Source organism: Stenotrophomonas sp. ZAC14D2_NAIMI4_6, assembly GCF_003086875.1.
Classification (GTDB): Bacteria; Pseudomonadota; Gammaproteobacteria; order Xanthomonadales; family Xanthomonadaceae; genus Stenotrophomonas.
In genome coordinates, this window is sequence record NZ_CP025996.1 from 525,197 (window position 1) to 537,910 (window position 12,714).

General features: G+C 67.6%; 11 protein-coding genes. 9 read left to right on the top strand and 2 right to left on the bottom strand.

Annotated elements, in window-relative coordinates; genetic code table 11:
• Window positions 1-199 precede the first annotated feature (199 nt).
• The gene (cycA, locus tag C1933_RS02320) at window positions 200-1,573 is read left to right on the top strand and encodes a D-serine/D-alanine/glycine transporter (protein WP_108752026.1); all 1,374 of its coding nucleotides are present in this window, start codon (window positions 200-202) and stop codon (window positions 1,571-1,573) included.
• Between the two features lie 101 nt (window positions 1,574-1,674).
• On the top strand, window positions 1,675-2,451 hold the full coding sequence (locus C1933_RS02325; RefSeq protein WP_108752027.1) for a lytic transglycosylase domain-containing protein: 777 nt from the start codon (window positions 1,675-1,677) through the stop codon (window positions 2,449-2,451).
• 6 nt (window positions 2,452-2,457) lie between these two features.
• Here the strand turns inward: C1933_RS02325 and C1933_RS02330 are convergent, their stop codons facing one another.
• Window positions 2,458-3,951: a hypothetical protein gene (locus C1933_RS02330; RefSeq protein ID WP_108752028.1), complete on the bottom strand. Its 1,494-nt coding sequence runs from the start codon at window positions 3,949-3,951 to the stop codon at window positions 2,458-2,460.
• A gap of 151 nt (window positions 3,952-4,102) precedes the next feature.
• Here C1933_RS02330 and C1933_RS02335 point away from each other — a divergent pair, with 151 nt between their 5' ends.
• A complete protein-coding gene (locus C1933_RS02335) occupies window positions 4,103-6,184 on the top strand; it encodes an NHL repeat-containing protein (RefSeq protein ID WP_108752029.1) in 2,082 nt (693 codons plus the stop codon).
• On the opposite strand, the gene C1933_RS02340 is transcribed toward C1933_RS02335, so the two are convergent.
• Entirely contained in the window at window positions 6,162-6,566 is a 405-nt protein-coding gene (locus C1933_RS02340; protein WP_108752030.1) for a YciI family protein, read from the bottom strand. The two genes, C1933_RS02335 and C1933_RS02340, sit on opposite strands and share 23 nt — an antisense overlap.
• Before the next feature lie 1,001 nt (window positions 6,567-7,567).
• Here C1933_RS02340 and C1933_RS02345 point away from each other — a divergent pair.
• The 6 genes from C1933_RS02345 to C1933_RS02370 all read left to right on the top strand — a co-directional run bounded on the left by C1933_RS02345 (window position 7,568) and on the right by C1933_RS02370 (window position 12,614).
• Window positions 7,568-7,981, top strand: a complete 414-nt coding sequence (locus C1933_RS02345; protein ID WP_108752031.1) for a YciI family protein — start codon at window positions 7,568-7,570, stop codon at window positions 7,979-7,981.
• A gap of 69 nt (window positions 7,982-8,050) precedes the next feature.
• On the top strand, window positions 8,051-8,470 hold the full coding sequence (locus tag C1933_RS02350) for a VOC family protein (RefSeq protein ID WP_108748350.1): 420 nt from the start codon (window positions 8,051-8,053) through the stop codon (window positions 8,468-8,470).
• Between the two features lie 33 nt (window positions 8,471-8,503).
• The gene (locus C1933_RS02355; RefSeq protein WP_108752032.1) at window positions 8,504-8,914 is read left to right on the top strand and encodes a VOC family protein; all 411 of its coding nucleotides are present in this window, start codon (window positions 8,504-8,506) and stop codon (window positions 8,912-8,914) included.
• Window positions 8,915-8,958: 44 nt separating this feature from the next.
• On the top strand, window positions 8,959-10,221 hold the full coding sequence (locus C1933_RS02360) for a sigma-70 family RNA polymerase sigma factor (RefSeq protein WP_108752033.1): 1,263 nt from the start codon (window positions 8,959-8,961) through the stop codon (window positions 10,219-10,221).
• A 105-nt stretch (window positions 10,222-10,326) separates the two neighbouring features.
• Window positions 10,327-11,523 carry a hypothetical protein gene (locus tag C1933_RS02365; protein ID WP_108752034.1) on the top strand — a complete coding sequence of 399 codons (1,197 nt, stop codon included), beginning with the start codon at window positions 10,327-10,329 and terminating at the stop codon, window positions 11,521-11,523.
• The gene (locus C1933_RS02370; RefSeq protein ID WP_108752035.1) at window positions 11,514-12,614 is read left to right on the top strand and encodes a hypothetical protein; all 1,101 of its coding nucleotides are present in this window, start codon (window positions 11,514-11,516) and stop codon (window positions 12,612-12,614) included. Before C1933_RS02365 ends, C1933_RS02370 begins: the two co-directional genes overlap by 10 nt.
• Window positions 12,615-12,714: the final 100 nt, after the last annotated feature.

Sequence of the window (12,714 nt, forward strand, 5' to 3'; positions counted from 1 at the left end):
GGGCATGGCGGCCGATCCTTGGACGGATGCCCTATCTGAGCATGTTGGCCGCCTGTGCGGAATGGGGCAGGACCGATAATCCGTCACATTGTGGCAATTGCGACAACCGATGACGGCAGCGATCCGGCTGAGACTGGCGCTCCGGGCCGCACAGGTCTACCGTCGGGGGCTTCACCCGCCCCTTCCAGCGCCCCCTTCCATGACCGAACCCGCCGCACCCCCGGAGCACCTGCGCCGCAGCCTGTCCAACCGCCACCTGCAACTGATCGCCATCGGCGGTGCCATCGGCACCGGCCTGTTCATGGGCTCGGGCAAGACCATCAGCCTGGCGGGCCCGTCCATCATCTTCGTCTACCTGATCATCGGCGCGATGCTGTTCTTCGTGATGCGGGCGATGGGCGAGCTGCTGCTGTCCAATCTGAACTACAAGTCCTTCATCGATTTTTCCACCGACCTGCTGGGCCCTTGGGCCGGTTTCTTCTGCGGCTGGACGTACTGGTTCTGCTGGATCGTGACCGCCATCGCCGATGTGATCGCGATCGCCGCCTATGCGCAGTTCTGGTTCCCCGAACTGGCCGCCTGGATACCGGCGCTGCTGTGCGTGCTGCTGTTGCTGGGGCTGAACCTGGTGACGGTGAAGCTGTTTGGCGAAATGGAATTCTGGTTCGCGCTGATCAAGATCGTGGCCATCTGCGCGCTGATCATCACCGGCGCCGGCCTGGTGGCCTGGGGCTTCACCTCGCCCAGCGGCCACACCGCCTCGCTGTCGAACCTGTGGAATGACGGCGGCATGTTCCCGATGGGGCTGGTCGGCTTCTTCGCCGGCTTCCAGATCGCGGTGTTCGCCTTCGTTGGCATCGAACTGGTGGGCACCACCGCCGCGGAAACCGCCAACCCCGAGCGCAACCTGCCCAAGGCGATCAATTCCATTCCGGTGCGCATCATCATCTTCTACGTGCTGGCGCTGATCGCGATCATGGCGGTGACGCCGTGGCGCCAGGTGGTGCCGGACAAGAGCCCGTTCGTGCAGCTGTTCGTGCTGGCCGGCATTCCCGCCGCCGCCAGCCTGATCAACTTCGTGGTGCTGACCTCGGCCACCTCGTCGGCCAACAGCGGCATCTTCTCCACCAGCCGCATGCTGTACGGCCTTGCTGAAGAAGGGCACGCGCCGCGTGGGCTTTCCAAGCTGTCGCGCGCGGCGGTGCCGGCCCGTGGGTTGCTGTTCTCGTGCCTGTGCCTGCTGGGCGGCACGCTGCTGATCTACCTGATTCCCAACCTGGTGACCGCCTTTACCCTGGTGACCACGCTGGCCACCGTGCTGTTCATCTTCGTCTGGTCGCTGATCCTGGTGGCCTACATGGTCTACCGCCGCCGCTACCCGGAACGGCATGCGGCATCGATCTTCAAGATGCCCGGCGGCGTGGCCATGTGCTGGGCCTGTCTGGTCTTCTTCGCCGCCGTGCTGGTGCTGCTGAGCCTGCAGGCCGACACCCGCCAGGCGCTGCTGGCCAGCCCGGCGTGGTTCGTGCTGCTGGGCGTGGGGTACTGGCTGCGCCGCAGAGCGGTGACGTGATTTGCGGGGTCGGATCCCGTTGCGTGGCAACGGGCTCTGACCCCATTCACCCGACCCCATTCACCCGGATTTAGCGGGCGCGGCCGGATCATCCGGCCGCCATGTTCCCCTGCCGTGCCGCCGTTGCGCTGTCGCTGCTGCTGGGCCTGTGGCCCGGCCTGGCGGCGGCGCGCACGGTGTACCGCTGCGTGCAGGGCAACACGGTCAGCCTGGCCACCGCTCCCGAGCCGGGTTCGCGCTGTACGGCAAAACAGATTGACGACAACGCGGTGCAGGCGCCCAACCTGTGGGGCAACATGGGGGTGTTCAGCGGCGTGCTGTACGAGCGCGAGCAGGACGGCACCCTAGTCTATTCCACCCGCAACCTGCCCGGTTCGCGCGTGTACCTGAAGTTCACCGTGGCCACGCCGCCGGGCGAGCCGGCACATGAAGGCCTGGGCAAGGTCGGCGCGCCGCAGCTCGCCCCACATGCAACGCAGTTCAAGGCAGCGGCCAAGGCCACCGGTGTGGACGATGCCTGGCTGCGTGCGATCGCCCATGCCGAAAGCAACTTCGACGCGCTTGCGGTTTCGCGCAAGGGCGCGCAGGGCGTGATGCAGCTGATGCCTGAAACCGCGGTGGAGTACGGCGTGCGCGATCCCTTTTCGGCGCAGCAATCGATCGACGGGGGCGCGCGCTACATGCGCAGCCTGCTGCGCCGCTACAACGGCGACCGCCCATTGGCGGCGGCGGCCTACAACGCCGGCATCGGTGCGGTGGCCCGCTACAACGGCGTGCCGCCGTATGCAGAAACCCTGGCCTACGTGGAGAAGGTGATGGCGCTGTACGCGCGCTACCGCCAGGCGATGGGCATCCGTAGCGAAGTGCCGGCGAAGTAGAGTGGTTCAGCGCGAAGACGCGTTTCCATACAGCGCGTAGCGCTCCACCCGGCCTACCTTGGCGATGGCCGCGCGCACATCGGCACGCTGCTTCAGCTGCCGCCAGCGCGCATCGATCTCCACTTCGGTGGGCAGCGACGGATAGACGCGCATGTCCTGCAGGTCCAGCAGCACCTCGGTACGGTCATGCGGCGACTGCAACTGGCCGATCAGCGCAGCGGCTGCACCGTCCAGATCGCCTTCTTCCAGCAGCATTTCCCGGTGGAAGGTGCGTGCCGTGTCGCGGTTGCGCACCAGGGTGGCCCGCGCGCTGGCTTCGGCGGCGGCGTCGCCTCGCTTGCGTGCGGCCAGGAAGCCCACCAGCGCCTGCGCCGATTCGCCATAGGGGCTCAGGTCGTCCAGCCGCGCCAGCACTGAGACTGCCTCGTCCAGCTGGTCGGTGGCAGCCAGCATGAAGGCCAGGTTGATGATGTGGTCGACATGGTCCGGCCCGCGTGAACCCACCTTCTCGGCCAGCCGAGCCGTGGCCACGGAATCGTCCAGGCGATCCAGCCGGCGCAGCGCGATCATCCGGTTGCTCAGCAGCCAGGCCAGCCATTGCGCCTCGGGGCCATTGGGCAGGTTGCCTTCGGCCACGAATCCGGCGATGCCGTCGCTGAACTGCACGACCTGCTCGTTCTCGCCCAACATCAACTGGGTGGAACTGAAATCGACCAGCGCGGCGTCCAGGCTGCGATCGAGCAGGCTGGAAACACGCAGCTCGTCCAGGTACTGGCGCGCTGCGCGCTCCGGGTCATAGCGTGGGTCATCGCGATCCACGTAGCGGTCGAAGCGCTTGTCGCTGCGCAGGGTGATCAGTTCCAGCGGTGTACGGACGCGTTCAAGCGTGGCCGCTACATCGCGGCCCGAATCGGTGTCGACCTGCAGGCTGGCCAGCAGCACCCAGAAGGCGCCTGGCTCCAGTCCATCACTCTTCCAGCCGTTGTCGAACAGGGCCTTGAGCACCTCGCGCCGGCGCGCAGGCTGGTCGCGCAGCGTGTACTGCAGGAAGCTGACCATCTGGGTATCGAATTCGAGCGGCTCGCGCGCATGCGCCGTGGCCTGCAGAAGATGGGTGACGGCCAGGTCGTTCTGGTCTTCGCTCAGATCGACCCACACCAGCGGCATCAAGGCCTCTACGTCGCCCGGATCGACCGCCAGTGCCATCTGCAGGTAGCGGCGGGCCAGAGGGTTGTCATGCTGCAGGTACGCGGTCACGCCGCCAACCCGCGCGCCCTCGGCACGCGCTTCGGGTGCGAGTGTGGCCAACTGCGGATCGTCGATCAGTTTCTCGAATTCGACCATCGCGCCCAGCGTGTTGCCGCTAGTGGCGGTGCTCTGCGCGTTCTCCCAGCGCTGCTGGAACGTGGTGGCGGCGGTGCTGTCGGCAGCCCCCGCAGCAAAAGGCGCAGCCAGCAGGATGGCGGACAGCGCAAGTGGCAGCAGGCGGGCAGGGGACATGGCGGTTCCATCCTTGGCGTGAGCGCTGATTGAAACCCGCCGCGCGGCTGGCGGCAAGCAAGGGCCGGGTAGCCGGCGCTGCAGGTGGTGGCACAACGACAGTGCAGCGACTATGGTCGTGGGCTGAAATCGGCAGGGATGATGCGTAGCGATGGCACAGCGGCAGTGGTGGATGGTGGGCGTGGTGGTGGTGACCGCAGCGGCGTTGGCCGCCACCTGGTGGCCTGACCGGGACCCCGAGGCATCCGCACCCGCTGGGCCGCAACCCACGCCCCTGGCCTGGACGGCGCAGATCGAAACGCTGGCCGGCGATGGCCATCCCGGCAATCGTGATGGCGCGGCCGCGCAGGCGCGCTTCGCCGACCCCTACGCGGTGGTGCGCACGGCGCAGGGCGCGGTGTACTTCACCGACGCCGGCGACAACAACCGTATCCGCCGCTGGTGGCCCGATGGCCGCGTGCAGACCGTGGCCGGGCAGGGCGAGGGGCGCGTGGACGGCCCGGCGCTGCAGGCCAGCTTCCACACGCCTTCGGGCATTGCCGCCGATGCGCAGGGCAACCTGTACGTGGCCGACACCGGCAACCACGCGATCCGGCGCATTTCTGTCGACGGGCAGGTGACCACGCTGGCCGGCGGCGAGCAGGGGTATGCCGATGGACCCGCCGCACAGGCACGCTTCGATGGGCCGATGGGCATCGCCGTGGATGCGCAGGGCCAGGTGTTCGTGGCCGATACCTGGAACGACCGCATCCGCGTGATCGGCACCGATGGCCAGGTGCGGACCCTGGCCGGTGGCGACCGCCCGGGGTTCACCGATGCGATCGGTGGCGAAGCGCGGTTCGATACCCCGGTGGCGCTGGCCTTCGATGCGCATGGCGCGCTGCTGGTGGCCGATCTGTTCAACAACGCGGTGCGCCGCGTGGGCGCCGACGGCGCGGTCAGTACGCTGGTGAGCAGTGGTGGGGTGATGAACGCCCCGCTGTCGTTGGCCACGACCCACGATGGCGTGCTGTACGTAGGCGACCTGGATGGGCGCGTGCTGCAGATCACCCCGCAGGGCCACCAGATTGCGCTGCTGGGCAACGACCGCCTGCCCCGCCTGGCGCGGCCCAGCGGTCTGGCCGTGGATGCCGATGGCAGCGTGCTGGTGGCTGATTCGACTGCCTACCGCCTGCATCGCCTGCGCCCGCTGCCAGTGGGCGAGCTTCCTGCACCGGCCCTGGTGGGTCCGGCCGCCGATGCCGGGTTGCCCGATACGGGCGGACGCTGGCCGCTGGCACCGCAGGACGGCTGGCACGAAGTGGTGGGCACGCTGGGCGAGGTACGTGGCAACTTCAAGGGTGAGAGCCGCCACCACCTGCACGGCGGTTTCGATGTGCGCGGTGACGTGGGGCAGACCGTGCTGGCCATCGCCGAGGGCAAGATCAGCAGCCCGATCGCCGCGTGGAGCCTGGGCGGGCAGGGCGAAGGCCTGGCGGTGGATCGCCTGAAGTACATCCACATGCGCGTGGGCCGCACGCCGCGCGGTGAGCCCTTCGATGCACGCTGGCAGCCGTTGTACGCCGACGACGGAACGCTGGAGCGCATCCGCGTGCGTCGTGGTACGCGCATCCACGTGGGGGATCGGCTGGGCAGCATCAACAGCCAGGCGCACGTACACCTGGCACTGGGCACCGGTGGTTTTGAGACCAACGCGGTGGCACTGGGCTTCCACAACTACGCCGACCACTTCGCCCCGCGTATCACCGACGTGGCGTTGCTGGACGACAACGACCAACCCATGGCGCCGGGCAGCGACGGCGTGGTGATGGTGGCGCGGCAGGGGCGTGGCGTGCAGATCGTGGTGGAGGCGTGGGACCAGGTGGACAACAACCTGCCGCGCCGCCGGCTGGGGCCGTACCAGGTGGGTTACCAGATCCTGGATGGCAACGGCCAGGCGTTGCAGGGCTACGAGCAGCCGCGCTGGAACATCGTGTTCAACCGCATGCCGCCACAGAATCTGGCGGCGAAGGTGGCCTATGCACCGGACAGCGGCATTACCGTGCATGGCAGCGCGGTCACCCGCTTCCGTTACCTGGTGACCAACACCGTGCGCGATGGCCTGATGGAAACCGGGCGCTGGCAGCCGGCGGCGCTGCCGCCGGGCGAGTACATCGTGCGTGCCAGTGCGCGTGACTACAGTGGCAACGAAGGCGTTGGCCGGCGCGAGGTCAGGGTGCGGCTGCTGCCGTAGCGGCGGGCGCGCCGCAGCGTTCGCGTTCGGCGTTCATGTCTTCCAGCGGCCGCACTTCGATGCTGCCGAAGCGTGCCCAGGGGAAGTCGCGGGCAATGGCCATGGCCTCGTCGCGGTTGCGCGCCACGATCAGGTTGAAGCCGGCCAGCAGTTCGCGGGTTTCGGCGAAGGGGCCATCGAGCACGCGGCTGTGGCCGTCGCGCACGCGCAGGGTCTGTGCGGTGTCCACCGGCTGCAGTTTCTGTGCGGCCAGCAGGGTGCCTTCGGCCTGCAGCTGGTCGGCGTGGGCCAGGCAGTCGCGCATCAGCGCGTTGAACTCTTCGCTGGGCAGGGCCTGCAGCAGGGCGGGCTCGATGTAGATCAGGAGCAGGTACTGCTGCATGGGATGGTCCTGGCGTGGCGGGCGGGGTGACCATGATGGCGCAGGTCTGCGCGGAATCATGCTGCAGCGCGAGAAGCGCGCCTTCGGCGGGGAACGGCGAACGGCGGAGCCCCTCCGTGGTGGGTGGTTTGTCGCGAGAAGCTGGGCTTGCTGGTTTGGGCCGGGCGGGTGGGGTTGGCGGGGACGCCGTGAATCCATCCGTGGAGGCTTAGCCGCGCCATCCATGGCGCGGATACCCCGCCAACCCCACCCGCCCGGCCCCAGACAAGTTCACGCGGCCGACCCACCACGGGAAATCACAAGCAAAAGCGAAAAGCGGGTCGCTTCGCTCCGTGGCCGGCACCGCGCGCAGACCGCCTTCGCTTTTGCTTTTGCCTTTTTCTCTTGATCTACCGTGGTGGGTCAGCCGCGTGAACCTGTCCGAGGCCGGTGGGGGTGGGGCCGCGGGACCGCAGGCGCCATGGATGGCGCCTACGAGCCTCCATGGATGGATTCACGGCGTGTCCCGTGGCCCCACCCCCACCGGTCCAACCCAGAACCCCCAGCTTTCAGCGACCAACCCCACCCCACCACGGAGGGGCTCCGCCGTTCGCCGATCCCCGCCGAAGGCGCGCTCTACGCGAGGAAAAGAATCTGCCAGGAACGTGTCGATTCCCCGCTGTGCTTTTGCTTTCGCCTTTTTCTCTTGATCTACCGTGGTGGGTCAGCCGCGTGAACCTGTCCGAGGCCGGTGGGGGTGGGGCCGCGGGACCGCAGGCGCCATGGATGGCGCCTACGAGCCTCCATGGATGGATTTACGGCGTGTCCCGTGGCCCCACCCCCACCGGCCCAGCCAGCGATCCCAGATAGCGACCCACCACGGAGGGGCTCCGCCGTTCGCCGACCCCCGCCGAAGGCGCGCTCTCCGCGGGAAAAATAATTTCCAGGAACCTGTCGATCCCCGTCCTCCTCGTTCGTTGTAAGAGTGAAGGGCGCGCCACTGCCGCCCACCGGAGACCGACATGAAAGTGATGGTGATCGTCAAAGCCAGCGCCGATTCCGAAGCCGGGCGCATGCCCAGCGCAGCGGAACTGACCGCCATGGGCGCCTACAACGAACAACTGGTCGCCGCCGGCATCATGCTCGCTGGCGAAGGCCTGCACGCCACCGCCCGCGGCCATCGCATTCAGTTCGGTGACGGTGCCCCGGCCGTGCAGCCCGGCCCGTTCGGCCCGGCCGAGCAGCAGATCGCCGGCTTCTGGCTGTGGGAAGTACGGTCGCTGGACGAAGCCATCGAGTGGGCGCGGCGCGCGCCGTTCAAGCACGGTGATGCCCTGGAACTGCGCCCGCTGATCACCGCCGAGGACTTCGGCGAGGCTTTCACCCCCGAATTACAGCAACAGGAACAGCGTCTGCGGAACCAGATCGACGCTTGAGCCCGCCGTAGTGCCATCGCCGGGTACGCCCCGGCACCCACGCCCCCGCCTTCCCAATGGAGCAATGCCATGAAACTGATTCCCTTCCTTGGCTTCAGCGGCCAGACCCACGATGCCATGGCGTTCTACGCCAAGGCGCTGGGCGGCCAGGTCACGTCGGAAATGAAGTACCGCGACATGCCGCCGTCCGATGAGCCCGGCTGCAGCGAGATGCCGCCGGAAACGTTGGACCACGTGGCGCACAGCCAGCTGGAGATCGGTGCGGCGATCCTGATGGCCGCCGATGGTCCCGGCGGCGAAGGTGGCAGCGCCACCACCATCAACGTGGACGTGGACAGCATCGAGGAGGCCGAACGCGTGTTCGCCGCGCTGGCCGAAGGTGGCCAGGTGCAGATGCCGATTGCCGAAACCTTCTGGGCACACCGCTGGGGCATGTTGATCGACCGCTTCGGCAAGCCGTGGATGGTCAACTGCATGAAGCAACCGTAACCGGCCCTCCCTTAAACCCAAGGAAAGCAGACCATGAGTGCAGCGCAACCGCAGATGATCTTCGTCAACCTGCCCGTGCAGGATCTGGAGGCGTCCAAAGCGTTCTTCAGCGCCCTGGGCTACCAGTTCAATCCCGCGTTCACCGACGAGAACGCGGCCTGCATGGTCATCAGCGAAAGCATCTTCGTGATGCTGCTGGTGAAGCCGTTCTTCCAGCAGTTCACCACCAAGGCCATTGCCGATGCACAGGCCAGCACCGAGGTGATCACCTGCCTGTCGGCGGACAGCCGCAAGGCGGTGGATGCGCTGGTGGACAAGGCGCTGGCGGCCGGTGCCCGCGAACCGCAGCCGGCGCGCGATTACGGCTTCATGTACCAGCGTGGCTTCCAGGACCTGGATGGCCATCTGTGGGAGATCGCGCACATGGACGGTGAACCGGGGTGAGCGGCACGCTTGTAGGGCCCGGCCGTTGATGCTGTGATCGGCACATGACCGAGCCCACCCTGACCCAGCGCATGGACACCCTGTGGCGAATGGAATCGCCCGTGCTGATCGCGCGCCTGGCACGGCTGCTGGGCGGTGACGTGGGCCGTGCCGAAGAGCTGGCCCAGGACACCTGGCTGGCCGCGCTGGAGCGCTGGCCGGCGCAGGGCATGCCGGACAACCCGGGGGCCTGGTTGATGACCACCGCACGCAACCGTGCCATCGATGTGCTGCGCCAGCACCAGCGGGTGGCCCAGCAGCACGCGCAGTGGGGCGAGCTGCTGCACCCGGCCGCGCTGCCCGCGCCCGATGACAACCACATGCTGGAAGACGACCTGGGCGACGATCTGCTGCGGTTGATGTTCGTGGCCTGCCACCCGCTGCTGCCGGCCGATGCCCGGGTGGCGCTGACCCTGCGCCTGCTGGGTGGCCTGACCACGGTGGAGATCGCCCGCGCGTTCCTGCAGCCGGAGCCCACCATCGCCCAGCGCATCGTGCGCGCCAAGCGCACGTTGGCGCAGAAGCAGGTGCCGTATGAGGTACCGCGCGCCGACGCGCTGCCGGAGCGGCTTGGTTCGGTACTGGAAGCGATCTACCTGATCTTCAACGAGGGCTACGCGGCCAGCGCCGGTGATGACTGGATGCGCCCGGCGCTGTGCGAGGAAGCCCTGCGACTGGCCCGCATCCTGGCCCATCGCATGCCAGCACCGCCGGTGCTGGGCCTGTTGGCGCTGATGGAACTGCAGGCCTCGCGCGCGGCATCTCGGGTGGACGCGCAGGGCATGCCGGTGCTGTTGGACCAGCAGAACCGCGCGCGCTGGGACTGGCTGCAGATCGCGCGTGGGCAGCAGGCGCTGGCGCAGGCCTTGGCCGCCGGCGGCCAGCACGATACCTACGTGCTGCAGGCGCAGAATGCCGCCTGCCATGCCGCCGCGCGGCAGGCGGTGGACACCGACTGGGCACGCATCGCGGCGCTGTACGCACAGCTGCTGCAGGTGATGCCGTCGCCGGTGGTGGCACTGAACCGCGTGGTGGCGGTATCGCGCAGCGATGGCGCGTTCGCGGCCTGGGCGCTGCTGCAGCCGCTGCTGGTGGATGCACGGCTGCAGGGCTATGCGCCGCTGCAGGTGGTGCGCGGCGAGCTGTTGCTGCAGTTGGGCAGGGAGGCAGATGCGCGTGACGCATTTGCCATGGCGGCGGCACAGACCCCCAATGCCGCCGAGCGCGCGGTGTTGCGGGAAAGGGCCGGCCACGCCCCGGAAAACTGAAGCCGACCAAGGCAGCACTTGTGGGCGGGCGCCTGAGCGGCTATGTTTCGCGCCCAGCAAACGTGAACGCGTTCGCATTCCGTGTCTAGACCCAGGAGCGGTTGGATGTTTTCAAGGACGAAGAGCGCGCCGCGCGCTTTTGCGCGCCTGCTTGCCTATGCGTTGTGCCTGGCCGTCTGGCCGCTGGCAACCCAGGCCGCAGAGAAATCACAGCAGGCCTACTGGGCCGGTTTCGCCTATACCGCCGATGCCGCCGCCGTAAAGGCGACCACGCCGCACGCGCAGGCAGTGCTGGAATCGCGCGGCCTGCTACCGTTGAACCAGACCCTGTGGCAGGCACTGCAACGCCGCAAGCCGGCGCAGCTGGAGCTGATCGATCAGCCTGTGGCCATGCTGGACGGCACCACCAGCGCCACCGTGCTGGCCGCCGCGCTGGACCGCGAAGTGGTGTCGGTCGAGCCGATCGGCAACCAGTACAAAGTGCTGGTGGAAGTGGCCCTGCAGGCGCTGTTCTTCGACTTCCGCGAGCGCCAGGTGATTGCCTCCTATCCGCTCACCCTGCAGCGCATTGACGTGCAGGATTACCGCCCGGACCGCGACGATATCGACGCGATCGTGGCCGACCTGCTGTACGGCAGCGCCGATACCAGCCTGTCGCAGGTGCTGGCCCAGGCCCTGGCCCAGGCAAAGTTGCCGGAAGCGGCCACGCGCCGCCTGCAGGTGGGCGCGGTCACCCTGTCCGATGCCACGCTGGCCAAGCTGCCGGACCCGAAGTGGGCCGACACGCTGCGCGCCACCCTGGCCCACGAGCTGTCCAAGACGCTGTCGTCCAACACCGGCGTCGGCCTGCTGCCGCCAGCCTCGGGCCAGGCGATCGGCGGTGCCATGGCCGCGCGCTTTGCCGACGGCAAGGTCTACCAGCTGAAGATTCCCGAGGCCGATTACCTGATCAGCGTGCAGGTGGATGCGCTGAAGAACGGCGTGATCGAAGAAACCCCGGCGATGAAGACGATGCTGTTCGGCGCGTTCTTCACCGCGAAAGTGACCGAGCCGTTCTCGGGCAAGGTCTATTTCGAACAGCCGCTGCGCAAGGGCGCCACCAAGGTGGTACCGGTCACGCAGTGGCAGGTTGACCAGTGGTCGGCCAGTTACGAAACCCTGCTGGCGGGCTTTGATGCCTTCGCCGGCGCCGCCGCCAAGCGTGCCGATTCGCGCACCTGGCTGGACGAACAGAAGCCGGGCGGCCGCCCGTTGCAGCAGCAGACCCAAGCCCTCCAGGAGTTGATCAAGTCATGTCGTTGATGCGTACCATCCTGCTCATCCTCATCGCCCTGGTGGTGGCTTCGCCGGTGGCGGCGCAGTCCGCCAGCTCGCGCGGCACCGGTTCGGCCAGCTACAGCCTGCGCCTGAGCGCCGGCACCCGCGCCGAAGCCCTGGAAAAGGCCAAGGTGAATGCACTGGAGGCGTACATCGCCGAAACCGGTGCGGCCAAGCTGCGCCTGTTCGAAGCGCGCCGCGCCGAGTTCATCGGTGAAATCGACCGCTACGTGCTCAGCGCCGTACAGCTGTCGGACAACGAAGACAAGAAGGCCAAGACCTACAGCGTGACCGTGCGTGCGGAAATCAACACCACGCTGCTGCAGACCAAGCTGGATGCCGGCTCGGCCGTGGCCGGCGCCACTGCGGCACAGCGTTCGCTGCTGACCTTCCTGTTCATGGCGCGCTCGCAGGACACCGTGCAGTCGTTCCAGGACAAGGAATACCGCCGTGCCGACGTGAGCACCAGCTACAGCGAGAACACCCGCGAAGGTGATTCGTTCCGTGGCAACTCGGTCAGCACCAACGGCAGCATCAACCAGAACGGCTCGATGTCGGTCACCACCGGCGGCAGCACCACCGCGCGCAGCGACAACATCAGCTGGAAGGTGGCCAATGCGGCTGAGGTGAACACCGCCATGACCGGTGCCTTCAGTGCCGCCGGCTATGAAGTGGTGGAAGCGGAATACGTGGAAGGTGAGTCGCGCGGCCTGCTGAACATCGAACGCATCCGCAAGGATTTCAGCACCGGCAACGATCTGGCCCCGGCCACCCTGCGCGATACCGCCAACGGCATCCGCGCGGCCAACATTCCGTACATCGCTGTGGGCACGCTGGACGTGGGCATGCGCGATCGCGATCCGGCCAGCGGCAACACCCGCGTGTTCGTCACTGTTACCGGCAAGGTGCTTGACGTGACCGGTCGCTTCCCGCGCACCGTGTCGTCGGTGGGCCCGGTGCAGTACTCCGGTACCGGCCCGAACGAAACCGTGGCCCGTACCAACGCGCTGCAGCTGGCTGCTGAAAAGGCGGCGCAGCAGATGATCAACGAACTGAACGTCAAGGCGGTTCGCTGATCCGCCACCCCGGTGGGTGCCGAGCTTGCTCGGCATCGCCCCGGGGTCACCGATTCCCCACGTGCCGCACCGCGGCCGTCTCTCTCATAAAGGAAATTCC

Bases quoted from the DNA above. Each gene is read 5' to 3' on its own strand.
- C1933_RS02335 (WP_108752029.1), top strand. From the start codon at position 4,103: ATGGCACAGCGGCAGTGGTGGATGGTGGGCGTGGTGGTGGTGACCGCA.
- C1933_RS02355 (WP_108752032.1), top strand. From the start codon at position 8,504: ATGAGTGCAGCGCAACCGCAGATGATCTTCGTCAACCTGCCCGTGCAG.
- C1933_RS02325 (WP_108752027.1), top strand. From the start codon at position 1,675: ATGTTCCCCTGCCGTGCCGCCGTTGCGCTGTCGCTGCTGCTGGGCCTG.
- C1933_RS02345 (WP_108752031.1), top strand. From the start codon at position 7,568: ATGAAAGTGATGGTGATCGTCAAAGCCAGCGCCGATTCCGAAGCCGGG.
- C1933_RS02365 (WP_108752034.1), top strand. From the start codon at position 10,327: ATGTTTTCAAGGACGAAGAGCGCGCCGCGCGCTTTTGCGCGCCTGCTT.
- C1933_RS02330 (WP_108752028.1), bottom strand. From the start codon at position 3,951: ATGTCCCCTGCCCGCCTGCTGCCACTTGCGCTGTCCGCCATCCTGCTG.
- C1933_RS02370 (WP_108752035.1), top strand. From the start codon at position 11,514: ATGTCGTTGATGCGTACCATCCTGCTCATCCTCATCGCCCTGGTGGTG.
- cycA (WP_108752026.1), top strand. From the start codon at position 200: ATGACCGAACCCGCCGCACCCCCGGAGCACCTGCGCCGCAGCCTGTCC.
- C1933_RS02340 (WP_108752030.1), bottom strand. From the start codon at position 6,566: ATGCAGCAGTACCTGCTCCTGATCTACATCGAGCCCGCCCTGCTGCAG.
- C1933_RS02350 (WP_108748350.1), top strand. From the start codon at position 8,051: ATGAAACTGATTCCCTTCCTTGGCTTCAGCGGCCAGACCCACGATGCC.
- C1933_RS02360 (WP_108752033.1), top strand. From the start codon at position 8,959: ATGACCGAGCCCACCCTGACCCAGCGCATGGACACCCTGTGGCGAATG.